16 protein-coding genes and 1 riboswitch are annotated in these 22,174 nt (G+C 67.1%); of the genes, 12 read left to right on the top strand and 4 right to left on the bottom strand.

Features of this window, described 5'->3' with window-relative positions:
• Positions 1 to 283: 283 nt before the first annotated feature.
• The 3 genes from ACOYYX_RS00745 to ACOYYX_RS00735 all read left to right on the top strand — a co-directional run bounded on the left by ACOYYX_RS00745 (position 284) and on the right by ACOYYX_RS00735 (position 6,380).
• Positions 284 to 1,618, top strand: coding sequence for a Gfo/Idh/MocA family protein (locus ACOYYX_RS00745; RefSeq protein WP_422928024.1), 1,335 nt, complete (start codon positions 284 to 286; stop codon positions 1,616 to 1,618).
• Positions 1,619 to 1,867: 249 nt separating this feature from the next.
• The gene (locus ACOYYX_RS00740) at positions 1,868 to 3,727 is read left to right on the top strand and encodes an ATP-binding protein (RefSeq protein ID WP_422928023.1); all 1,860 of its coding nucleotides are present in this window, start codon (positions 1,868 to 1,870) and stop codon (positions 3,725 to 3,727) included.
• Between the two features lie 43 nt (positions 3,728 to 3,770).
• Positions 3,771 to 6,380 (top strand): hypothetical protein, encoded by a 2,610-nt coding sequence (locus ACOYYX_RS00735; protein WP_422928022.1) that lies wholly within the window; start codon positions 3,771 to 3,773, stop codon positions 6,378 to 6,380.
• Here ACOYYX_RS00735 and ACOYYX_RS00730 read toward each other — a convergent pair.
• Genes ACOYYX_RS00730 through ACOYYX_RS00720 form a run of 3 tightly spaced genes read right to left on the bottom strand, consistent with a single transcriptional unit; the run spans position 6,350 to position 9,098 of the window.
• A complete protein-coding gene (locus ACOYYX_RS00730) occupies positions 6,350 to 7,168 on the bottom strand; it encodes an ABC transporter ATP-binding protein (RefSeq protein WP_422928021.1) in 819 nt (272 codons plus the stop codon). The genes ACOYYX_RS00735 and ACOYYX_RS00730 overlap by 31 nt on opposite strands.
• Entirely contained in the window at positions 7,165 to 8,181 is a 1,017-nt protein-coding gene (locus ACOYYX_RS00725; RefSeq protein ID WP_422928020.1) for a FecCD family ABC transporter permease, read from the bottom strand. The genes ACOYYX_RS00730 and ACOYYX_RS00725 overlap by 4 nt, the downstream gene beginning before the upstream one ends.
• Before the next feature lie 8 nt (positions 8,182 to 8,189).
• Positions 8,190 to 9,098: an ABC transporter substrate-binding protein gene (locus ACOYYX_RS00720; RefSeq protein WP_422928019.1), complete on the bottom strand. Its 909-nt coding sequence runs from the start codon at positions 9,096 to 9,098 to the stop codon at positions 8,190 to 8,192.
• Between the two features lie 279 nt (positions 9,099 to 9,377).
• Positions 9,378 to 9,581: riboswitch (cobalamin riboswitch) on the bottom strand.
• 196 nt (positions 9,582 to 9,777) lie between these two features.
• On the opposite strand from ACOYYX_RS00720, the gene ACOYYX_RS00715 reads away from it, so the two are divergent.
• The 7 genes from ACOYYX_RS00715 to ACOYYX_RS00685 all read left to right on the top strand — a co-directional run bounded on the left by ACOYYX_RS00715 (position 9,778) and on the right by ACOYYX_RS00685 (position 18,310).
• Complete coding sequence (locus tag ACOYYX_RS00715; RefSeq protein ID WP_422928018.1) at positions 9,778 to 10,914, top strand: AP protein; 1,137 nt, start codon at positions 9,778 to 9,780, stop codon at positions 10,912 to 10,914.
• A gap of 183 nt (positions 10,915 to 11,097) precedes the next feature.
• Positions 11,098 to 12,342 (top strand): DUF1559 domain-containing protein, encoded by a 1,245-nt coding sequence (locus tag ACOYYX_RS00710; RefSeq protein WP_422928017.1) that lies wholly within the window; start codon positions 11,098 to 11,100, stop codon positions 12,340 to 12,342.
• Between the two features lie 219 nt (positions 12,343 to 12,561).
• Entirely contained in the window at positions 12,562 to 14,091 is a 1,530-nt protein-coding gene (locus tag ACOYYX_RS00705) for an ArnT family glycosyltransferase (RefSeq protein WP_422928016.1), read from the top strand.
• Positions 14,092 to 14,297: 206 nt separating this feature from the next.
• Positions 14,298 to 14,852: a YqgE/AlgH family protein gene (locus ACOYYX_RS00700; RefSeq protein WP_422928015.1), complete on the top strand. Its 555-nt coding sequence runs from the start codon at positions 14,298 to 14,300 to the stop codon at positions 14,850 to 14,852.
• A gap of 391 nt (positions 14,853 to 15,243) precedes the next feature.
• On the top strand, positions 15,244 to 16,035 hold the full coding sequence (locus ACOYYX_RS00695; RefSeq protein WP_422928014.1) for a hypothetical protein: 792 nt from the start codon (positions 15,244 to 15,246) through the stop codon (positions 16,033 to 16,035).
• A complete protein-coding gene (locus tag ACOYYX_RS00690) occupies positions 16,032 to 16,661 on the top strand; it encodes a hypothetical protein (RefSeq protein WP_422928013.1) in 630 nt (209 codons plus the stop codon). Before ACOYYX_RS00695 ends, ACOYYX_RS00690 begins: the two co-directional genes overlap by 4 nt.
• A gap of 359 nt (positions 16,662 to 17,020) precedes the next feature.
• The gene (locus ACOYYX_RS00685; protein WP_422928012.1) at positions 17,021 to 18,310 is read left to right on the top strand and encodes a rhomboid family intramembrane serine protease; all 1,290 of its coding nucleotides are present in this window, start codon (positions 17,021 to 17,023) and stop codon (positions 18,308 to 18,310) included.
• A 101-nt stretch (positions 18,311 to 18,411) separates the two neighbouring features.
• On the opposite strand, the gene ACOYYX_RS00680 is transcribed toward ACOYYX_RS00685, so the two are convergent.
• The gene (locus ACOYYX_RS00680) at positions 18,412 to 19,767 is read right to left on the bottom strand and encodes an MFS transporter (RefSeq protein WP_422928011.1); all 1,356 of its coding nucleotides are present in this window, start codon (positions 19,765 to 19,767) and stop codon (positions 18,412 to 18,414) included.
• Positions 19,768 to 20,051: 284 nt separating this feature from the next.
• Between ACOYYX_RS00680 and ACOYYX_RS00675 the strand changes: the two genes are divergently transcribed.
• Together ACOYYX_RS00675 and ACOYYX_RS00670 are read left to right on the top strand one after the other, a co-directional pair.
• Positions 20,052 to 20,924, top strand: coding sequence for an aspartyl protease family protein (locus ACOYYX_RS00675; RefSeq protein WP_422928010.1), 873 nt, complete (start codon positions 20,052 to 20,054; stop codon positions 20,922 to 20,924).
• Positions 20,925 to 20,926: 2 nt separating this feature from the next.
• Positions 20,927 to 21,832, top strand: a complete 906-nt coding sequence (locus ACOYYX_RS00670) for a PDZ domain-containing protein (protein ID WP_422928009.1) — start codon at positions 20,927 to 20,929, stop codon at positions 21,830 to 21,832.
• Positions 21,833 to 22,174: the final 342 nt, after the last annotated feature.

Here is a 22,174-nt window from a genome sequence, read left to right as displayed (position 1 = left end):
TGGTGTCACGGGCACCCGATCATTGTATCAAGGGGTGCCGAGGACCGCTCGCGCCCGCCGGCGGATGGACCGAGGTCAATCGATCGGAAAATGTAAATTTAAACAGTTATAAGAATTTAAGAAGATTGGCTTCGATGGCGGTGGGACCATGCCCCGGGCCGGTCCGCGTCCTTGTGGGGCGCAGACGGCCCTTATATACTCCCCGTTGCGAACCGCCCTGGATTCGCGCGGAAGGGGCGGCCCACCACGATGATATCCATACCTCAGACCCGGGGGCGTTCCCATGATCGTTCGTACGCAGACCCGTCGCGACTTCCTGCGCGTTTCGGCGGCGAGCCCGCTGATCCTGCCGTTCCTCAACCCCACCGGCCGGACCATGGCCGATGAGACGAAGGCCAAGAACGAGCGGCCTCGGCTCGGGCTGATCGGGGCTGGCGGCCAGGGGTCGGGGGATGCTCGCGGGGCGAGCCGCTATGGCGACTTCCTGGCGGTCTGCGACGTCGACAAGCGCCACGCCGAGCGCGCCAAGGCCGACGGCCGGATCGGCAAGGGGAAGGCCGACATCTATGAGGACTATCGCAAGGTCCTCGAGCGCAAAGACATCGACGCCGTCATCATCGGCACGCCCGACCACTGGCATACCAAGATCTGCATCGACGCGATGAAGGCGGGCAAGGACGTCTACTGCGAGAAGCCGCTGACCCTCACCATCGACGAGGGCAAGAAGCTCGGCCAGGTTGCCCGCGATACCCGGCGCGTGGTGCAGGTCGGCACCCAGCAGCGCAGCGATCACAACCGCGTCTTCCTCCTGGCCGTCGCCCTGGTTCGCTCGGGCCGGATCGGCCAAATCAAGAAGGTGACGGCGGCCATCGGCGGCGCACCGACCGGGGGCCCCTTCCCCAAGACGGCGGCCCCTTCGGAGCTGAACTGGGACCTCTGGCTCGGCCAGGCCCCCAAGGTCGACTACATCGCGAACCGCTGCCACAACGATTTCCGCTGGTGGTACGAGTACTCCGGCGGCAAGCTCACCGACTGGGGCGCGCACCACGTCGACATCGGCCAGTGGGCCATCGGCATGGAAGACTCCGGGCCGAACACCATCGAGGTCGTGAAGGGGGTGCTCCCCGTCGACTACAAGGATGGCTTCGCGACCGTCGACGACCGCTTCAACACGGCGACCGAGTTCCTGGTCAAGGCGACGTTCGCCAACGGCGTCGAGATGCACATCCGCCACGACACCGAGAACGGCGTGACCTTCGAGGGGACCGGCGGCAAGATCTTCGTCACCCGAGACCGCATCGACCTGACCGGGGGCGCCGTGGACGGGCTCTACCGCAACCCGGTGCCCGACTCCCTCCTGGTGCAGCTCCGCAAGGGGAAGCGGGTCGACGGCCACATGGCGAACTTCTTCGAGTGTGCCCGGGATCGCTCCGTCCCCGCCTCCGACGTCTGGACCCACCACCGGGCCCTGACCACCTGCCACCTCGCGAACATCGCGCTCCGCCTCGGCGGCCGCAAGCTCACCTGGGATCCGGCCCGGGAGGAGATCGTGGGCGACTCCGAGGCCAACGCCTGGCAGACCCGCACCCAGCGCGCCGGGTTCGAGGTCAGCGTCTGACCGGCAATTCATCCTCTTCTATGTCGATGTAAGCGAGGGGACGCCCGCGATCCGGGGGCGTCCCCGCTTTATTGGGCGTGCAGGAGCCGACCTCGGCGGGTCGAACCTCGCGGCCTTCAAGGCTGTCCGCTCCATTGACCTCCGTCAAATCGCGTCTGTAGCATGAACGCTCGCCGTCGCTCGGCGACGAACGACGAAGTCCGTCGTCACGCGAGACTCGCCGAACGCGAAGGTAGGAAGAGGAGCGCCATGGAGACGGCCCCCCGCCGCATCCCGTTCAAGGTCGACATCGCCGGCGTCATCGAGATCCTTGGCTCCGGCCTCTACAGCCGGCCCGACACGGCCGTCCGCGAGTTGATCCAGAACGCGCACGACGCCATCATGCGCCGGCGCCATAAGGACCTCTCGTACAAAGGCAGAATTGATATCGAGCAGGATCCGGCGGGCGGCACGCTCAAATTCCACGACGACGGGATCGGGCTCACGGCCGACGAGGCCGAGACGTACCTCAGCACTTTGGGCATCGGCATCACGGGGCTGATCAAGGGGCGTGGCTCGGTGGCCGTGCGGCCTTCGGGCGACGCCGGCAGCCTGATCGGCCAGTTCGGCGTCGGGCTCTTCAGCGCGTTCATGGTGGCCGATCGCCTGGTCGTGGAGAGCCGTCGGTCCGACGCGTCGGAAGGCGTGCGCTGGGAGGCCGGGGCGGGGACGGACATCACCCTCTCGTCCTGCGAGCGCGAGACCCCGGGCACCACGGTCATCCTGCACCTCAAGCCGGTGTTCCTTCGGCTCGGCGCCGATCCTTCGGCGCTCGAGGCCATCGTCAAGGAGTACGCCGACTTCCTGCCGATCCCGATTCACCTCAACGGCGGCAAGGCCCGCCTCAACGTCATCAACGCGACCTGGTTCGACCCCACGCCCGACCCGGAGTCGCTCGAACTGGAGCTGGAGAGCTACTTCGGCGAGACCCCCCTGGACGTGATCCCGATCCGGAGCACGGCGAGCGCCCCGCTCGTGGGGGCGCTCTACGTCACCCCCAGGCGGACCCCCGGGTTCGCCGGCCAGCCGGTCGTCACGGCGACGATCCGGCGGATGGTCATCTCCCGGCAGATTCAGGGGCTCCTGCCGGAGTGGGCCTCGTTCCTGCGCGGGGTGATCGAGCTCGACGGCTGCACCCCGACCTTGAGTCGCGAGGACCTCGTCCGCGACCAGGCCTTCGAGCGGGCCAGGGCCGCCCTGGAACCGCTCCTCTTCGAGCACCTGGAGCAGCTCGGGCGCGACGACCTCCCCCGGCTCGAGTCGATCCTGGCCTGGCATCGCTACACGCTCGTGGGAGCCGCACTCACCGAGCGGAGGCTCCGCGACCTCTGGAGCCGGACCTATCGCCTGATGACCTCGCAAGGGCCATTGACCTTCGCCGAGGTCCTCGAGCGCAGCGCCGCCGACCCCTTGCAGGAGTCCGATGCCGAGCGGGTCGTCTGGTTCAACACCGACAGGCGCCAGGAGCGCTGGGCGAATGCCCTGTTCGCCGGGCACGAGGCCCCTTGCGTCCACGCCTTGAGGAGCTTCGAGGAGTCCTTGCTCGCCGCGATGATCGCCGACCGCAACGCGGCCGGGCAGGTCATCGACCTCCGCCTGGCCAGCCCGACCTCCGCGAACTTCGCCAGGACGATCCTGGATGTGGAGGACGTGGAAGACGCGCCGGCTGAGTGGCAGGACTTCCTTAAGGCCTCGGGAGCCAAGATCCTCTGCGCCTCGTTCCGCGAGGACCAGCCGGTGATGGCCTTCCTCAACGAGCGTTCGGAGTTGCTCCGCACGTTCGACGACCTCCGGAAGGATGGGACAATCCCCGCCGGATTCCAGCGGATGATCGACACCCACCTCGCCCGGGGGGCCGCCGGCGGTAATGAGGTTCTTTTGAACCGCCGCCACAAGCTCGTCGGCCGGGCCCTCCAGCGCAAGACGTCGCACCCTCTGGCGAGCGTGCTCCGGCTCCTCGTCAACAACGCCCTCGGCGCGGCCGGCGCGGCGCCGACGCGGGCCGCCCAGCGCCAGCAGGACGAGGACCTCGACTGGATCGCCGAGGCCCTCTGGGGCCGGGATCAGTGAGCCCAATCTCTCCACCCGAGACAACACGTTCAGGGATCAGGACATGAGCGACCCGAACCCGGATGACCAGGACGTCGACGAGCGGATCGAGACGCTGTTCGAGGCGATCAGCCAGGCCCACGACCGTTGCGAGTATCGCACCTGCGCCCGGCTCGCCACCGAGGTCAAGCGGCTGGCCAAGGCCGAGCGCAAGCTGAGCCCCTACCTCCGCGCCCTCTACATGCTGACGATCAACGCGACCGACCTCCTCGACCTCGACCAGGGGCGCGAGGCGGCGATCGAGCTGATCGCCCTGCTGGAGAGCGAGGACCGGGCCCGGATGATCCAGCCCGACTACAAGGAGGAGGAATATGCCTACTCGATCGAGCGGATGTCGTCGTGCGCCTACGACAACCTCGCGACGATCACGGCGGTCGCCAACGGGTATAACTCCGAAGGGGCCCACGGCGCCATCGGCGAAGGCATCCAGATCTGCCACAAGACCGGCAAGCTCGAGTGCATCGTCTGCTTCCGCGACTACGGCACCGACGTCTACCGGGCCTCCGACGACCTCGAGCTGGCGATGCACCACGCCCGCCAGATCTCGTCGCACGGCGACACCGGCCGGGGCATCGACCGCCGCTGGGTCGGGGCCGACAACGAGGCCAACTTCCTGATGCTCGGCGGCGACCTCGATGCGGCCGAGGCCGCGGCGACCTCCGCCCTGGCCTTCAGCGCGAGCTCGCCGAACCCGCTCCGCTCCCGCCTGCAATCGTCCCACACCCTGAACACGATCCGTCTGCTGAAGACGGGGGTCGTGCCCTCGCAGGAGCCGACACCCGGCGAAATCGCCTCTTCGTATCCGGCCGTCGGCGAATTCCCGCTGGGCGAGCTGCGAGAGGCCCTCAGGCGTGCGATGGAGGCGAGCGTCGTCGGCGACCAGGAGGCGGCAATCCGGATCCTCTCCGACTGGGACCGGCGGCTCACGCGCGACCAATGTCTCGAGCACTGGTTCGAGGTCCGGCTCCGGCTGATCGCCGCGTACTACCTCGCCGGGCTCGAGGCCAAGGTCCCTGCCCTGGCGCGGCAGCTCGAAACCAAGGCCAAGGAGGCCCGCGACTGGCTCACCCTCCGTCGCCTGGCCCGGCTCCAGGATCCGAACGAGGCCGTCACCCCCATCGCCGCGCTGCTCCCCATGAGCGTCGGCCCGTTCGCCTCGGCGGCCCCGTCGAAGCAGGCCGATGCCCTCGAGGCCGCGACCGAGCCCGACCCCGACGACGAGGCCGGGGATGGCTCCGAAGCCGATGCCCCGCCCGCGGAGCCTCGCCCGGTCGAGGAGCGACTGATGGCGGTCTGGGGCCGGTTCCGCGAGGCCCAGGCCGATGCCGAGCTGCGTCCCGGCCTCTTCGATATGCTGCTGGTCATCGAGCCGGCCTCGGCGACGGAGGCCGTCGACGCCCTGCGCCTGCTGCACCTGGCGAACATCCTCCCCTTTGAGGATGCGTCACGCGCCGAGGAGGTCTGGGCGTGGGCGGAGGCCCTCGCGGCCCGCTTCCCCCGGGAGGCGACGGTCCTGAGCCTCCTGGCCGACCTCGGCGACACCCTGCTCGACCTCCCCGAATCCCCGCTGGCCGACAGGATCACCCCCGACCGGATCGAGGGCCTCTTCCGTCAGTCGCTCGACCTCGACCCGGAGGACAGCGGCAACTTCGCCAGGGCGGGCGCGTATAGCCTCAAGACGCAGGACCTCGGCGAGGCCGAGCGTCGCTTCGCGCGAGGATTCCGCCTCGACCGGGCGAACGCCTTCATCACCTTGCGTCTCGCCAGCATCTACCAGCAGACGGACCGGGCCCGCGACGCCCTGTCCGTCCTCGACATGTGCCTGCGGAACGACTGCGAGAGTGCGCAGGTCGCCTGGGAGGCCGCGCTCCTGGCCTCGGGCCTGAACCAGTTCGAGGTCATGCTGACCTATCTCGACAAGTACGAGTCGCTCGAACCGGGCGAAGGCTGGGTCAACTACTACCGGGCCCGGGGCCTGCTCGAGCTCGGCCGCCCGCAAGAGGCGATCGTCGCGATCGAGGAGGAGAGGCGTCGGCAGCCCGAGGTCGTCTTCCCCGTCGCCGTCTTCCTCGCCAACGCGGAGGCCGCGCTGGGGAACGCCGATGAGTTCCGCAAGCGCCTCGGCGAGGTGCTGGAGCTCCGGCTCAAGGAGGTGACGTACCTCACGAGGAACGGCATCAACAGCCTCTTCGAGAGCCTCTGGAAGGCCTCGGAGATCCTCCCCGCCGACGACCCGAAGCGCGCCGAGCTGGAATCGATCCTGCTCTCCTCCGGCCTCGCCCCCTCGGGCCTCTTCGAGCCGGCACGGATGGCGAACCCCAAGAAGCCAGGCGTTGGCTTCTACCGTTGCCAGGTCATCCAACCGCTCGACGCGACCTGGCCCGACTCCCCCGGCTGCCTCGCCGGCGAGGTCGAATGGAAAGCCTATTCGACCACCTGGGGCGTGCTCGCCTCCGACGAGGGCGAGGCCTCGCAAGTCGCGCTCGAGTGGCAGTCGCGTTGTTATGCCGGGCCGGCCTTCGTCGAGAGCTGCACGCTCGACGAGGAGGGGTTCACCGACCACCCCGGGGTCGTCTGGCAGAGCTATCGGAACGAGGCCGAGACGCCCGAGTGAGGCCCGTCCCCTTCAAGGTCGCCGGCGATGGGGGTGAAGCGGAGCCCCTCTCCTGCCCGGACCTGGACGCCGAAGGCGTCTTGCAGGGGTTGGCCGAAGACGACGGAACGGGTCGTCCCCTCGGCGGCGATCCGGCCCCGGTCCATCAGGAGGGCGCTCGGGAAGAAGTCGAGGGCCGGTCGGAGGTCGTGCAGGACGGCGAGGATCGTGTGCCCCTCGCCGTGGAGCTCGGCCAGCAAGGCCATCAGCTCCAACTGCCGGCCGACGTCGAGGGCCGAGATCGGCTCGTCGAGGAGGAGGATGGGGGCCTCCTGGGCGAGGGCCCTCGCGAGGAAGACGCGCTGGCGTTCGCCCCCCGAGAGCGTGGGCAGGCTCCTCCGCCGCAAGGGGGAGATCCCCACGCGGTCCAGGGCCCAGGCCACGCGCTCGTGGTCGTGGCTCGAGAGCTTGCCCCAGGGGCCGAGGTGGGGATAACGCCCGAGGTACACCACGTCCTCGACCCGGATCTCGAAGTTCGTGCCGAACTGCTGCGGCAGGTAGGCGCAATGCCTGGCCACCGCCGCCCGGCCGAGGTCGCGGAGCCGCCGCTCGCCGAGGTAGACCTCGCCGCTCGACGCCGGCAGGATCCCGGCCAGGATCCGTATCAGGGTTGTTTTCCCCGCACCGTTGGGCCCGATTAGGACGGTCATCGAGCCCGGGGCCAGCGACAGGTTGACGTCGTCGAGCAGCATGCGGCCCCCCGCGCGGTAGCCGACGTTCCTGGCATGGAGGACGGGAGAGACGGTCATGGCCGCGATCCTCCCTTCGACTTGCGCAGGACGATCAGGAAGGCGGGGCCGCCGAGTAAGGCTGTGATGATCCCCAGGTGCAGCGTGAATGTCCCCGAGACGCTCCTGGCGAAGAGGTCGCAGGCGGTCAGGAACGCGGCGCCCCCCGTCACGCAGGCCGGGAGCAGGTCGCGCGTGCGTGGGCCGGTGAGCCTGCGGATCAGGTGCGGGACCATCAGGCCGACGAACCCGATCGAGCCGCTGACGGCCGTTGCCGCGCCGGTGGCCAGGGCGGTCAGGAGCAGGACGAGGAGCCGCGTCCCCGCGACCGGCACTCCCACGGCCATCGCCTGCTCCTCGCCGAGCAGGAGCGCATCGAGCCGATGGTGCAAGCTCAGGAGCCCGGCGATCCCCAGGGCGATCGGCAGGGCACAAAGGCCGACGTGCTCCCACGACTGGTTCCGCACGCCCCCGACCATCCAGAAGAGGAGCTCCTGGATGCGGTGGACCTCGGTGATGACCATCACGAGCGAGACCCCCGCGATCGTCATGCTCCCCACCGCCACGCCCGTCAGCAGCAGGGTCGGGCCCGTGCTGTGGCCCTCGAAGTACGTGATGGCGTAGACGAACATCGACGAGGCGAGCCCGCCGCAGAAGGCACACAGGGGCAGCGACAGGAAGACGGTCTCGGCGATGCCGCTGTGGATGGCCAGCACCGCACCGAGCGCCGCGCCGCCGCTGACGCCGAGGATGCTGGGGTCGGCTAGCGGGTTCTCGAACGTCGCCTGCAAGGCCGCTCCTGAGGTCGCCAGGGCCGCCCCGACCAGGCCGAGCAGGAAGACCTGCGGCAGCCGGACCTGGAGGATGAGAAACCGCTCCGTGGCCGGGACCGGGCTCCCGCCGCCGAGGTCCAGCCCTATCGCTGACGCCAGGACCCGGGCGACGTGCGACGTGGGGATCGACACCGAGCCCCAGATCGTCCCCAGCAGCGCGAGCACCGCGTAGGCGAGGCCGAGCAGGGCCGCGATGGTCATCGCACGCCTCATCGCGGGGCCCCGTCGCCGGCGAAGCGGTCGGGATGCAGGGCCTTCGCCAGCCGCTCGGCCCCTTCGACCACGAACTGCGAGATGCTCGTGATGTACCGCCCCTCGATCGTCACCAGGCGGTTCTCTTTCACCGCGCGGAGCTGCCGGAGGATCGGGTGGTTCGCCACCTGCGCCTGCCGCTCGTCGTCCTTCCAGAGGGAGAGGAGCACGATGTCGGGGTCGGCGGCGACGACGCGCTCGGGGGGGATCTCGACCGAGCCCTCGAGCCCCATCTCGGCCGCCACGTTCAGGGCCCCGGCGTCGCGGATGATGTCGTCGATGGTCGTCTTCTTCCCCGAAGTGAATCCGGCCGACCAGAAGAGGACACGGGGCCGGGTCGTTGCCCCTTGCAAGCGCTCGGCGAGTTTTCGTCGCCTCGCTTCCATCCCTTCGACCACGCCCTTGGCCTTCCCGGCCTCGCCCAGTCGCTTGCCCAGCTTGAGGATGCCCTCCTCGATCTCGGCGACGCTGTTCACGGCCTCGTTGCGGTAGGTCGAGCGCCCCGAGTTCTCCAGCAGGCGGAGGGAGTCGGCCGTATTATAAGGCGCGACGAGGATCAGGTCCGGTCCCAGGGAGAGGAGCAGCTCGACATGGATGTCCCGGAGCCTCGCGATCTTCTCGGGATAGCGGCCCGCTACGTTCGAGATCGTCGGGTCGTCGACGAGCGCGGTGACGCTCACGACCCGCTCGGTCGGCACGAGCTCGGTGAGCATCTCGTCCGTCGCCAGCGTCAATGACGCGATGCGGACGGGCCTGGCGTCGGGGTTCGCGGTCGATCTCGACGCGTCGCCGCAGCCCGACGCCGCGAGGATCGCGAGGCCGGCGAGGGCCCAGGCCGCTCGGAGTAAGGCGTTTGGTCGGTTCATGGGTTGCCCGTGCTCCCGATCGCGAGGGTCGACGCTCGGTGGCCTGCGGCTCCCGACTGTGGTAAGAACGTCAGCGAGCCGATGGCGCCTGGGGTTGGCCGGGGGCTCGTCGAGGGCGGAGCCGGGGGAGTGCATGCGGGGGCGACTGGAGGGGCGGCGAGCCATGAACGCGAACTTTCGTGCCGGGTCGGGCGTGAGGGTGGGCTCTGGCCCTCGGGCACCAGGCCCGTCGCCGGCGAATCGCGAGCGGCGCGCCCAAATGCTTGCGGCCGAAGCATCGGAACAGCACCTCGACGGGCAGGTCTTCTGGCTTTCGGCTCGTAACGGCACCCGGGCGGCCTTCCCGCCATACCTGGCAGTGGCACAATCGGCCCGGGGGCCTCGCCGATGACAGCGGCGGCCCCGCGACGGATTCTCACCGTCTTCCCTATTCTCTCCCTCGCCGGATCGTGGGCGTGGAGCACCCGTCGGGAAGCCAAAATTAGAGCGAAAGGCCCGGCCGACCGTCAAGTCTCGGCGCGAAATTCACGAATCGTTTCTCATAAAATCACACCGAAATCCTGTCGATGAGCGACGATGGCGTCGCGACACGCCGTACCGCGTGGTCTCCCGCAAGGACGATCCGCGACGACGTGCCCTTCCCCCTCGAGAACCCTCCGCGTTGAACAGAAAGGTTGTCATGACGTTGCTGCGTCGAGCTTGCTTCCTCCTGCTTTTGCTGGCCGGTTCCCACACGAATTCTCCGCTTGCTCGCGGTGACGAGCCGAAGGCGCCGGCCCTGGCCACCAGGAATGTCGTGGTCGTCACGGCCGACGGCCTGCGCTGGCAGGAGGTCTTCCGCGGGGCCGAAGAGTCCCTGCTGAACAAGAAGGACGGCGGCGTGGCCCGGGTCGACGAACTCCGCCGCGAGTTCTGGCGCGATAACGCCGAGGCCCGCCGCGAGGCGCTCATGCCCTTCCTGTGGACGGTCGTCGCCCGCCAGGGGCAGATCTACGGCAACAACGACAAGAAGAGCCCGGCCCGCGTCACCAACGGCAAGAACTTCTCCTACCCCGGCTACAACGAGCTCTTCACCGGCTCCGCCGACGACCGCATCGACAGCAACAACAAGGTCCCCAACCCCAACGTCAACGTCTTCGAGTGGCTGAACAAATTGCCCGCTTATAAGGGCAAAGTCGCGGTGATCGGGTCGTGGGATGTCTACCCGTTCATCTTCAACCGGGAGCGGAGCGGCCTCTACATCAACGCCGGCTGGGTCCCCATCGAGCGCAAGAACCTCTCGGAGGGTGAACTCGTGCTCAACCGCATGATGGCCCAGACGCCGCAGACCTGGGAAGGCTGCCGCAACGACGCCTTCACCTTCCAGGTGGCCCTCGAGCACCTGAAGCATGAGTCGCCGTCGGTCATGTACATCGGCCTGGGCGACACCGACGAGCACGCCCACGAGGGCCACTACGACCACTACCTGCACGCCGCCCACAACGCCGACGGGAACCTCAAGATCCTCTGGGATGAGCTCCAGGCGAACCCCAAATACAAGGGCACGACCACCGTCATCTTCACCACAGACCACGGCCGCGGCGATCCGCCGCAAGGCTGGCGCAGCCACGGCGCCAAGATCGATGGCTCCGAGGCGATCTGGCTCGCCGTCCTCGGCCCCGATACCCCCGCCCTCGGCGAGCGTTCCGACGCCGCCCTCATCACCCAGAGCCAGGTCGCCGGAACCGTCGCCGCCCTCCTCGGCGAGGACTTCCGCGCCGAGGCCCCCAAGTCCGCCCCGCCCCTGGTCGAGGCCATCCGCCCCGGCAGCCGCTGATCGGTCACTGAGCATGAATCGAGGGCGGGCCTCCGGTTTTTGTCGGGTGCCCGCCCTTTGCATTTCGAAGAACAGTATGGAACCGAAGGTCGACGACAGTCGTCAAAAGTAGGGGCCTCGATTCCTGCGTTCGCCCCGAAATGCGCCGAAGGTCGCGACAGTCACAGTTGGAGGAGGGTCGAGATGAGCCATTCGAATGGTGGCATCAAGCTGAGGGATCTCCTCGTCGCCGTGGCCGTCATCGCGGTCTTGTTCTCCCTGGTCACCGGGGTTTGCGGTGGTGCACGAGAGGCGGCGCGACGGACCCAATGCCAGAACAACATGAGGCAGATCGGCCTCGGGCTGACGGGGTTCTCCAATTCCAAGCAATGGTTCCCCAACGCCGGGACGATCTATGATGACCCGCTGGTCCATCAGGGAGATCCCACGAAGTCGAACATCTATCAAGCGATGATGCTCGAGAAGCAAGGTAAAGGGGCTTCCATCGAGAAAACTCTCTTCCGGTCATGGGTTGTCAGTATCTTGCCATATGTGGACGTGCAATGTCTTTATGATACTTGGAATAATGAGACCTACTATTCAAATAAAAACACATACAAAATAAAGGTGGTTTGCGTTGAAGAGGAGATGACAGAGGAACTGTCCAATGCCAATGTTTCTTCGACAGCGATAGGAATACTGCGTTGTCCCGATGACTCTACTTGCGAGAGTAGTCAGGGTAATCTCAGCTACGTCGTCAACGGCGGCTTCTCGCGCTGGCCGGCGTACCCGGTGGCCTGGTCGGGGAACAGTCCCCGCGAGAAGGCGGGGGCGGGCGAGGTGCTTCGCTGGGCGGGCCCAGGGGGGACCTGGCAGGAGAACCAGGAGATCGGCAAGAAGCTCGGCGTGATGTTTCTGGGGACGCAGACGGGGGATCAGCCCTGGGATATCAAGACGAGGCCGACGGATATCGTCGACGGGACCTCGACGACGATCCTGATCGGCGAGAACATGCGGGTCGGGTACTCGCCGGGGACGCCCGACTCGGCGGGCATTGCCACCAACTGGGCGTGCCCGCTGCCGAACTTCTGCATGTTCTTCGCCTCCGACGACGTCTGCCGCACGCCGAACTCCGCCACCGACTGCCTCGGCGGACAACTTAAACCGACCGCACGGGGGGAGACCGGCGCCGGCTGGTCGCGGGCGGATGGCCTGGAAGCCCGCAAGCGTGCCGGCAGTCGCGGGCCGCTCGGCGAGGGCTCCTTCCCGTTCGCCAACAGCGGCCATCCCGGCGGGAGCAACTTCGTCTTCTGCGACGGCGCGACCCGATTCATCAGCAACACCATCGACGGCAAGGTCTACGCCGAACTCATCACGCCCGCCGGCACGGCCCTGCCCCCCCACCTCCGCCATGCCCAGAACCCGAATCTCGGGGATGAGATTCAGTGAGAGCGGGGCCTAGGTGCATCCGTGTGAATGTGTGAGCCCTCCGGGGGATCTGGGTAGTCTGCGTCGTCCTCCACCTGCCCCTGACGGCGAGAGTTCGCGTCGTCTTTTTTCGGGAGATGGACTAGGATTCGCGCCGACGAGGAGTCGACCACGGCAAGGCGGCCGCGGATGAGCTGGGATTACAGGGAGGATTCGACCGTGCCCGGAACCCATTTGGGGATGGCGCGCTTGGCGATGGTGGCGGGGCTGGCGGCCTTGACGCTCGGGATTGGACTCGGTCGAGCGGGCCGCTTGACGTATCACGAGGCGTTCGTGGCCCAGGCGGCGCGGGAGATGGTGGCGAGTGGCGACGTCCTGGTGCCGACGATGGGCGGCAGGCCCTGGCTCGAGAAGCCGCCGCTGGCCGTCTGGCTCGTCGCCCTCACCGATCGGGTCACCGGCTCGAGTGCGGAATGGCAGGCGCGATTTCCGTCGGCCCTCGCGGGGGTTGCGGTCGCCCTGGGGGTCGCGATCCTCGCCGCGTATCGGTTCGGATCCACCGTCGGGCTGCTCGCCGGCCTGGTGCAGGCGACGACCACCTGGACCATGATCCGGGGTCGGCTGGCCGAGGCCGACATGCTCCTGGCCTGCCTGATTACGTGGACGGTCCTCGCCTTCGATCGCATGCGCGACGAGGTTGACGAGGCGAGCCGGAAACTCTGGCGCTGGGCCTTCTTCGCGGGAATCGGGTTCACCTCGCTCGCCAAGGGGATCGGCTTCGGGGCGGCGCTTGTGCTCGCGGCCGTCGCGCTCGTCCTGGCCTGGGACCGCGACCGGGAAGGGCTCCGCGACTTGCGATTCATCCGGGGTTGGCTCCTGTCGGCCGGGATTGCGCTGGCCTGGCCACTGCTCGTCCTTTTGCGGCATCCGAACGCGTTGAGCCTCTGGAGTCTGCACGTCACCGATAGGGTCGCGGCGCGGCCGGAGCACTTCGCGGGGGGCCCCTGGTGGCAGTACGGCCCCGCCCTGCTCTGGCAGGTCTTGCCCTGGACGCCGCTGGCGTTGATCGGGGCCTGGCGTTCTTGGAAGCGTGCGCTGGATCAACCCCGGGGGGGCGACCGCCTGCTCTGGGCCTGGGCGGTCGGGCCGATCGTCTTGCTGTCGCTGGCGACGGTGAAGAACGGGCATTACGCGATCTATGCGCTACCGCCGTGGTCGGTCTGGGCGGCGCTGAGCCTGGTCCGGATCGGCTCCAGGCTCCTCGCCAGAGGCTGGCCCGCGCCGAGGATCGAGCGGCTCGCCCGGTTCGGCTTCGGCACCCTGGCGCTGGGCTGCGGGCTCGGCTTCGGGTTCATCGCCCCCCGCTTCGACCATCGCGGCCAGGAGTGGGCCTTCTATGAGACCGCCGGGGACGCCCTGCACGAGACCGAGTCGCTGACCTTGCTCTACGACGACTGGGACCGGAAGCCGTATCCCACGCCGTTCGGCCCCGTGCCGCATGACCTGGCCGTGCGGCTGTATTACCTCGATCGCCCGGCCTCGTGGCGGATCGGCGTCGACGCCCTGCTGGAGCAACCCCCCGTGCGCGGAGGGGCTTCATTCGCGGTCATCGGCCGCGATCGGGACATCCCGTCGCTCCTGCAACTCGGGCACGTCGACACGATCTTGCGAGGCCCGAAGCTCCGCGCCCGCGCCTCTCGGGTCGACGACCGCGCGTTCGCCCTCTATCGCGTGACGCCCCGCGTCGAAGTCTCAGCCAGGTCGTGGTGATCGTCATGCCTGTGACAGCGGTTTTGAGAATACGCATCTTTATGGAATAAGTGCGACAGGCCTCTCGGTTCGGGAGGCCGTCGCCCGGATCGCGATCGCGGGTCTACTGCCGACGGCCCCGGCTCGGTTATACTGGGGTACGTCTGGGATCGCGGACATCGTCCGCGCCCTCTGATCTCCGAACCGCGCGGGACCGTCGACCGATCATGCAATCCCTGAAAGGCCACCTCCTGGTTGCTTCGCCGTCGTTGGTCGCCCCGATCTTCGCGCGGACCGTGCTCCTCATGCTCGACCACACCGAGGAAGGTGCGGCGGGCCTGATCCTGAACCGGCCGACCGAGACGACGGTCACCGAGATCGCCGAGCGCATTTTCGAGGCCCCCTTCACCTGGGAGAAGCCGGTGAGCCTGGGCGGGCCCGTCCCCGGCCCCCTGATGGTCCTGCATACGCTCGAGGACCTTGGCGACCAGGAGATCCTCACCGGCGTCTACAACACGGTCGAGACCGACAGGGTTCAGGAGCTGATCCATCACCGCCCCGAGCCCTCGCTCGTCCTCGCCAACTACGCGGGCTGGGGTCCCGGGCAGCTCGAGAGCGAGTTCGGGGACGACTCGTGGCTCTACCTCCCCGCCACCTACGAACACGTCTTCTGGCAGGGCGAAGGCGACCTCTGGGACGTCGTCGTCAAGTCCATCAACGCCTCGCAGCTCTCCAGGATGCTCCGCCTCAAGGAAATCCCCGACGACCCGTCGATGAACTGAGGCCGCCCGCCAGCACTGGCGTCATGCCCTCGCCGTGAAGAATTCCAGAGATGTTCCCACGTCTACCCCGGCGTGGCGAGCCCCCATGCGCAAGGACCGGCGAGGATGCGGCCTCATCTTCTTTCGCCAATCCGCAAAGTTTTCCTTCTTGCATAAAGTGCTTTGTTCTGCAAAGCTAATATCCGTCGGGCGACCATTGCCTTGGGGTGGTGTGTCCGTGGCAATTGTCATGGATCTCGCATCACGTCTCGGCGGGATCGTTGCTTGAGAGAGTTTTGAATTCACGTGCTCGACGAGCAGGCGCCGCGATCGGCCGCCCCCGATGGGGGTGCGCCGTCGACCGGGCCTCGTGCGAGATACCCCGTCGATCGGGGAAGGATGGAGGTGCGCGATGAGGGGATGGTGGAGAGACCTCGACCGGATCTTGCGCGGGGAGGCCACGAAGCTCTCCTCGTTGCGGCGGGGGACGATCGAGATCCCGGCGGGGGGCATCACGTTCGTGCTCATCCTCCTGTCGATGTTCTACGGCGCCTGCATGGGGAGCTTCTCCCTCTTGAAGGAGTCGGGCCCCGAGACCCAGCAACTCGTGGCGTCGACGGTGAAAGTGCCCGCGCTCTTCGTGATGACCTTGCTGGTGACCTTCCCGTCGCTCTACGTGTTCAACGCCCTGGTGGGCTCTCGGCTGCAGATCGGCGCGGCGTTGAAGCTACTGGTGGCGTCGCTGGCGGTGATGATCTCGGTGCTGGCCTCGCTCGGGCCGATCGTCGCGTTCTTCTCGGCCAGCACCACGACGTACTCGTTCATGATCCTGATCAACGTCGTGGTGTTCGGCCTCTCGGGGGTGCTGGGCCTGATCTTCCTGCTCCGCACGCTCCACCGGCTGAGCCTGGTCGTGCCCGACCCGGAGACCGAGGCGACGGAGTTCGTCGGCGAGGAGAAGGGGCACGAGGGGGAGTCGGGATCGAAGGGGGCGCTCGAGCCGATCACCGACAAGGTGCTCGGGCGGCACGTGAAGACGATCTTCCGTTGCTGGGTGCTCCTCTTCGGGATCGTCGGGGCCCAGATGAGCTGGGTGCTCCGGCCTTTCATCGGCAACCCGGCGCGGCCGTTCACCTGGTTCCGCGGGCGTGACTCGAACTTCTTCGAGGCCGTCTGGGGGGCCATCGCGAGTCTCTTCACATGAAGGCCCTCTTGCGGAGGGTCGACGACGTCCTGCGGGGCCGTGCGGCCTCGCAGCCCTGGCTCCTGGTCGTGCTCTGCGGCATGGCCTACGGGGCGGTGATGGGCTCGTTCGCCGGGCGCCTCGGGCAGATGGCGTATTCGGCGGTGAAGGTCCCCCTGCTCCTGCTCGCCACGCTCGCCCTGAGCCTGCCGAGCTACTTCATCCTCAACACACTGCTGGGCGTCCGGGGAGAGTTCTCGAAGGTCCTGCGCGCGATCGTCTCGGCGCAGGCCGCGCTGACGATCATCCTGGTGGCCCTCGCGCCGTTGACGATGCTCTGGTATGCCTCGTCGGCCAACTATCAGGCGGCGATCCTCTTCAACGCCTTGATGTTCGGCACCGCGAGCCTCGGTGCGCAGGTCGTGCTCGCCCGCGCCTATCGGCCGCTCGTCGCGATCGACCCGAGGCACCGCATGCTCTTGCGGGTCTGGCTCTTCCTGTATTCGTTCGTCGGCATCCAGATGGGCTGGATCCTGCGTCCGTTCGTCGGCAACCCCATCGCCCCCCTGCGATTCTTCCGCGGGGGGGAGTGGGAGAACGCCTACGTGGCCGTCGCCAGGATGGTCCTGAAGGCGCTCACGCAATGATATTTTGACGAGATGCGGCGTCGCCGGGCGGGGCGCCGCAGCGTGGCGCGGTCGCCGTAGACCTCGCCCCCGATCGATTGGGGGACTTGTCGTCGCCGCCGAACAGGGCCCCGACATCTTGGCGATGCCGCCGACTGCCTGCACGTCGCACGAGGTGGTGACGTCAGAAACCAGCTGTGATTGAGAAGATAATATGTGAATTATGATGGCATTATGGTGCCAACGTGTCGCCCATGCCCGGCCTTATCAATCAAGCAGATTCAAGAAGTGGATGAGCCCAGGAGAGGTTGCTTCGATCGGGGGGTCATTGCATAATCGCCCGCGAGTGGTTTCCGCCGCAGTCCGCAGGGAGTTCGCCCATGATCGTGATTCCGACGGGGACCGATGCGCCAATCTATCACTGGCCGTATGCCACGGTCGCGCTGATCCTGATCAATATTGCGGTGTTCGTCGTGGTCCCGCCGGTCTCGAGCATCCCCCAACTCGACGAGAACGACGAGGTCGTGGCGGTGGTTGAGTCGAACTTCGACCGCTATGCCCTGGCGATCGGCGACGGCAAGCTCCACCCCGTGCAGTGGTTCACGCACAACTTCCTGCATTACGGGATCGGTCATCTCCTCGGGAACATGCTCTTCCTCTGGGCCTTCGGCATCGTCGTCGAGGGGAAGCTGGGCGCGGTCGCTTACTTGATCATGTATGCCGCGATCGGCACGCTGCACGGCCTGTTCGTGCAGCTCATCATGATAAGATCGGGGCTGGACGGGCATGCGGCGGGGGCATCGGCGATCGTCTATGGCCTGCTCGCGACGTGCATGGTCTGGGCGCCGAGGAACGAGCTGAACTGCACGATCATCCTGTTCGTCGGCTTCCGGATCCTGGTCTTCCAGTGGGAGCCGTATTTCACGACCGTGGCCCTCATCTACGTCGGGGAGCAACTCCTCGGCCTGGCCTTCTGGGGAGGGGTCATCGGCCAGGCGAGGCTCTCGGAGATGGGGCACCTCTCGGGAGCCCTCTGGGGGAGCGTCGTCGCCGTCTTGCTGCTCAAGGCCAGGTTGGTCGACTGCGAAGGGTGGGATATCTTCTCGGTCTGGTCCAAGAATCGGAAGCTCGGGCGCGACTGGGAGGCCCGAGGCAAGCGGCACGCCCTGGCGAAGGAGAACGAGGCGCTCCCCTCGAAGAAGAAGGCCAAATCCAAATCGAAGAAAAAATTATCAGATGATGATGCGGTGATATCGGAGTCCCGAGGGGCCTCGGCCGTCCAGCGCATCCAGTCGATCATCGCCGATGGCGACTTCATCGGGGCGCTCGCAGCCTACGACAAGGCGAGGAAGACGCTGCCGGAGTGGCCTCCCCAGCGCGATCTCCTCGCCCTGATCAAGGCCTTCCACGCCCGGGGGGCCGAGGTCGACTCGGTCCGCCCGATGCGCGACCACTGCCGGAGGTTCCCCGACGCCTCGGCCAGGATCGGCCTGAAGCTCGCCTTCGTCCTGATGCGGAACTGCCAGCGCCCCACCGCGGCGCTCCGCATCCTCGACGAGATCCCGGCCGGCAGCCTCCCCGCCGAACTCGCGGCGGCCCGAGAGAAACTGCGAAAAGAGGCCGCCCAGATGATCGAGGAAGGCGTCCTTGAGCTCGAAGGGGACGACTGACCGCCCCGGCAAAACGAGGCGGGCGGCCTCCGCCGATCTCCCCGGCGAGGAGGACGATCGGCGGAGGCCGCCCGCGAAGATGCTGATGTGAATGTTTATGGCTAGAGCACTTCCGCGAGCGGTTCGACCAGCGGGTCGGAGACCTTCTCCTTGGTGTCACGCCGGCCGAGCCCGAGCACCAGGATGATCATCGCCGAGACGGCCATCGAGGTGCTGAGGATGTAGATCCCTCCCTGGAACGAGCCGGTCATGGTCTGGACCTTGCCGAGGATGAACGGGCCGAGGAAGCCTCCGAGGTTGCCCACCGAGTTGATCAGGCCGATGCTGCCGGCGGCGGCGGCCTCCGTGAGGAAGAGGCTGGGGAGCGACCAGAAGGCCGGCAAATAGGCCTTCAGGCCCGTCATCGCGCCGATGAAGAGCAGGATGGTCACCCCGAGCTTGCCCTGGCTCCAGGGGGTCAGGGCCAGGGCGAGGGCCCCGCACAGGATCGGCACCACCGCGTGCAGTCGACGTTCCTTGGTGCGGTCGGAGTTCCAGCCGACGCTGATCTGCCCGATCAGCGAGCCGATCGGCGGCAGGATCACCAGCCAGGTCACGGCGTCGAGCTTGAGGTTGTACCAGTTCTCGAGGATCTTGGGCAGGAACATCTCGATGCCGTAGTTGCCCGTCACGATGAAGAAGTAGGCCGCGGCGAGCAGGATGACCTTGGGATGGCGCAAGGCCTCGAGCACGCCCATGTGCCCGCTGCCGTGCTGGATCTCCTTCTCCCGCTTGAGCTCGAGCTCGAGGGCCGTGCGCTCGTCGGGGTCGAGCCACTTCGCCTGCCCCGGCCGGTCGGTCAGCAGGAAGAGGACCAAAATCCCAAGGACGAGCGCGGGTATGCCCCAGGCGATGTAGACCCATTGCCATCCCTTGAGGCCGAGCACCAAAGGTGCCCCGTCGACGCCGATCTTGAGCAGGATATTCGAGAGCTTAGGGCTGACGATCTGCGCGATCGGCGTGGCGACGAAGAAGTAAGCCAGGGCCCGCGCCCGGTCACGGCTCGGGAACCAGTGCGTCAGGTAGACGATCACACCCGGGAAGAACCCGGCCTCGGCCAAACCGAGCAGGAACCGCACGCCATAGAAGTGCATCGGGGTCTTCACGAACGCCGTGAGGGCCGCCATGAAGCCCCACGAGATCATGATCCGGCTGATCCACTTCCGGGCGCTCCACTTCTCGACGATCAGCGTGCCCGGGATTTCCAGCAAGAAATAGCCGAGGAAAAAGATGCCCGCGCCGAAGCCGAAGACGGCGTTGTCGAACCCCGGTAAGTCCTTCGTCATCGTCAGCGAGGCGATCGACACGTTCGTCCGATCGACATAGGCGATCATGTAGCAGAAGAATAAGAGCGGCAGGAGCCGGCGATACGCCTTGGCTCGGGCGCGGTCCAGCGCAGTCGTCGGGGAGGTCGACATGGGGCAGGCGCTCGCACAGGTTGTTGTTGGCCAGCGAATAAAGAGCCGGAGACCTTCGAGGGAGATCCACGCGTCCAGCCGGCGACCCGATCACGCATTCGTACGCTTCATGAATGAGACACGAAGTTACCGCGCCGCGCGCAACCCCGCAAACCTCCTACTCATTTGGTTGAGCGGCCCGAAACCGAAAAAGGAAAGTCCGGTGCCGTTTCCGAGCGGGTCTTCCCGACGTAGACTTAGGAAATAACCCGTTCGAGAAGTCGGCAACGGAGGCGTCCGCTCCCATGAATCGAAGGCTCTGGCGGCTCGGATTGGTGCTGGCCCTCGCGGCCCTGGCGCCGGCGCCCGAGGAGGCCCGCGACCGGGCGATCGGCAAGTCGTATCAGGTCCCCTACCGGCTCACCGAGACCAACCACTTCCTGGTCCGGGTCCGCATCAACGGCAAGGGGCCATTCAACTTCCTGGTCGACACCGGCGCGCCCGCGCTCTACATCTCCACCGATACGGCGAAGAAGATCGACCTGACCGCGTCGAAGACGAGCTTCTGGACCCCCGTCGATCGCGTCGAGTTCGAGGGGGGCGCGCGACTCGACCACGTCAAGGCGAGGGTCGAGGATCCGTTCCAGCTCATCGGCATGAACGCCCTCGGCCTGCCGGGGGCCTCGATCGACGGCATCCTCGGCTTCACCATCCTCGCCAGGTTCAAGCTCGAGCTGGACCCGACCCGGGACCGGATGACCTGGACCCGCCTCGACTACGAGCCGAAGGAGCCCCCCGTGCCCGACCGGGCTGAGAGGGACGCGCCTCCGGCCGAGATGGGGGCGATGAACATGCTCGGCCCGCTCGCCAAGTTCGCCGCGAAGGTCGTGGGCAAGCAGCCCGAGGAACAACTTCACCCTCGCGGGTTCTTCGGCCTCGAAATCGCCGAGAAGGGGGGCGAGGTGCGGGTCACTCGCGTCCTGGCCGACTCGCCCGCGGCCAGGGCTGGCGTGAAGGCCGGCGACCGGCTCCTGGAGATCCAGCGCAAGCAACTCGGGAGCGTCAAGGTCGCCCGTGAGATCGTCGCCGAGATCAAGCCCGGCGACCGCGTCCCGCTCGTGATCGGCCGCGATTCGGGGAAGGTCGACGTATCCCTGACCGCCGGGGAGGGCTTCTGAACATGATCGCGAACTCGACCACCCTGCTCCGCCGCCTCCGAGCTATGGGTCTGACCCTGCTGGCGGCGACGCTCGCCCTGCTCCCCGGCTCGACCCCGGCCGACTCGCCCCCCGCCGCGGCTACAGCCCCGCCCGCGGTCAAGGCCGAGGATCGCCCCGAGGTGTCGATCGTCTCGTTCGAGATGCTGGCGACGAACCACATGCTCGTCCGGGCCAAGATCAATGACAAGGGGCCGTTTTCCTTGATCTTCGACGTCGGAGCGCCGGTCACGCTCCTGAGCAACAAGGCGGCCGAGACCTCGGGAGTCGTCAAGGCGAACGCCCCGCGCTCGTTCCTGTTCGCCATGCGCGGGGAGGCCGAGGTCGGCACCATCAAGGTCGGCGGCCTCGTGGCCAAGGATGTGCCGGTCATCGTGCTCGACCACCCGCTCCTGAAGGCGATGGGCCAGATGCTCGGCCGAAGGCTCGACGGCATCATGGGGTACACCTTCTTCGCCAGGTACAAGACGACGATCGACTACCAGTCGCGGACGATGACCTTCGAGCCGGTCGAGAACAAGGTGCGGAACCTGATGAAGGACCTGCCCGACCGCCTGGCCGGCCCTCGCGTGGCGAAGCATCGCGTGCTCGCCCCCGGCGGGCTCTGGGGCCTCAGCGTCGACGAGGCCGAAGGGGGCGTCGACGCCAGGGGGATCCCCGTCCGCTCCGTCCTGGCCGACTCCCCCGCCTCGACCGCCGGCCTGAAGCCGGGCGACATCCTGACCACCATCGACGGGCGCTGGACGACCTCGATCGCCGACGCCTACGCGGCCGCCTCGGGCGTCGCCGTGGGCAAGGAGACCTCGATCAACGTCCTCCGCAACGGCCAGGAATTGACCCTCACGATTCGGCCCAGCGACGGGTTCTGACCCTCCGTATCCCGAGCTCATTCGATCGGCGTCGGCTGCCCTTCTTCTGAGGGCCGTCGACGCCGATTTGCTTGTTGCGTGACCTTTTGCTCCCCCGGGGGCAGCGCACTCGCCGCTCATTTCTCGAGGAATTTCGAATTTACAGTAACTTGATCGGGTTCGTGATTATTCCGCTTGACCGGGGCGGGGGTCCTGGGAATAATGTGTGGACTTCGCGTCATTCCGTGAAAAGTCATGGATGCGACAAGGCTTTCGTCATTCGATGTCCCGCCTTGCCTGGTCGTCGAGGATCGAATCCCGCGACCGGGGCCCTCTGAATTGTTCATGTGCTGCTGACTCGTG

It is taken from the genome of Singulisphaera chitinilytica (assembly GCF_049331405.1).
Classification (GTDB): domain Bacteria; phylum Planctomycetota; class Planctomycetia; order Isosphaerales; family Isosphaeraceae; genus PoT.
The sequence above is the reverse complement of the archived record's forward strand: the minus strand, read 5'-3'. Positions and strand labels throughout refer to the sequence as shown.

What these genes read in the sequence shown, in the direction of transcription:
- ACOYYX_RS00745 (WP_422928024.1), top strand. Translation starts at nt 284, where the DNA reads ATGATCGTTCGTACGCAGACCCGTCGCGACTTCCTGCGCGTTTCGGCG.
- ACOYYX_RS00740 (WP_422928023.1), top strand. Translation starts at nt 1,868, where the DNA reads ATGGAGACGGCCCCCCGCCGCATCCCGTTCAAGGTCGACATCGCCGGC.
- ACOYYX_RS00735 (WP_422928022.1), top strand. Translation starts at nt 3,771, where the DNA reads ATGAGCGACCCGAACCCGGATGACCAGGACGTCGACGAGCGGATCGAG.
- ACOYYX_RS00730 (WP_422928021.1), bottom strand. Translation starts at nt 7,168, where the DNA reads ATGACCGTCTCTCCCGTCCTCCATGCCAGGAACGTCGGCTACCGCGCG.
- ACOYYX_RS00725 (WP_422928020.1), bottom strand. Translation starts at nt 8,181, where the DNA reads ATGACCATCGCGGCCCTGCTCGGCCTCGCCTACGCGGTGCTCGCGCTG.
- ACOYYX_RS00720 (WP_422928019.1), bottom strand. Translation starts at nt 9,098, where the DNA reads ATGAACCGACCAAACGCCTTACTCCGAGCGGCCTGGGCCCTCGCCGGC.
- ACOYYX_RS00715 (WP_422928018.1), top strand. Translation starts at nt 9,778, where the DNA reads ATGACGTTGCTGCGTCGAGCTTGCTTCCTCCTGCTTTTGCTGGCCGGT.
- ACOYYX_RS00710 (WP_422928017.1), top strand. Translation starts at nt 11,098, where the DNA reads ATGAGCCATTCGAATGGTGGCATCAAGCTGAGGGATCTCCTCGTCGCC.
- ACOYYX_RS00705 (WP_422928016.1), top strand. Translation starts at nt 12,562, where the DNA reads ATGGCGCGCTTGGCGATGGTGGCGGGGCTGGCGGCCTTGACGCTCGGG.
- ACOYYX_RS00700 (WP_422928015.1), top strand. Translation starts at nt 14,298, where the DNA reads ATGCAATCCCTGAAAGGCCACCTCCTGGTTGCTTCGCCGTCGTTGGTC.
- ACOYYX_RS00695 (WP_422928014.1), top strand. Translation starts at nt 15,244, where the DNA reads ATGAGGGGATGGTGGAGAGACCTCGACCGGATCTTGCGCGGGGAGGCC.
- ACOYYX_RS00690 (WP_422928013.1), top strand. Translation starts at nt 16,032, where the DNA reads ATGAAGGCCCTCTTGCGGAGGGTCGACGACGTCCTGCGGGGCCGTGCG.
- ACOYYX_RS00685 (WP_422928012.1), top strand. Translation starts at nt 17,021, where the DNA reads ATGATCGTGATTCCGACGGGGACCGATGCGCCAATCTATCACTGGCCG.
- ACOYYX_RS00680 (WP_422928011.1), bottom strand. Translation starts at nt 19,767, where the DNA reads ATGTCGACCTCCCCGACGACTGCGCTGGACCGCGCCCGAGCCAAGGCG.
- ACOYYX_RS00675 (WP_422928010.1), top strand. Translation starts at nt 20,052, where the DNA reads ATGAATCGAAGGCTCTGGCGGCTCGGATTGGTGCTGGCCCTCGCGGCC.
- ACOYYX_RS00670 (WP_422928009.1), top strand. Translation starts at nt 20,927, where the DNA reads ATGATCGCGAACTCGACCACCCTGCTCCGCCGCCTCCGAGCTATGGGT.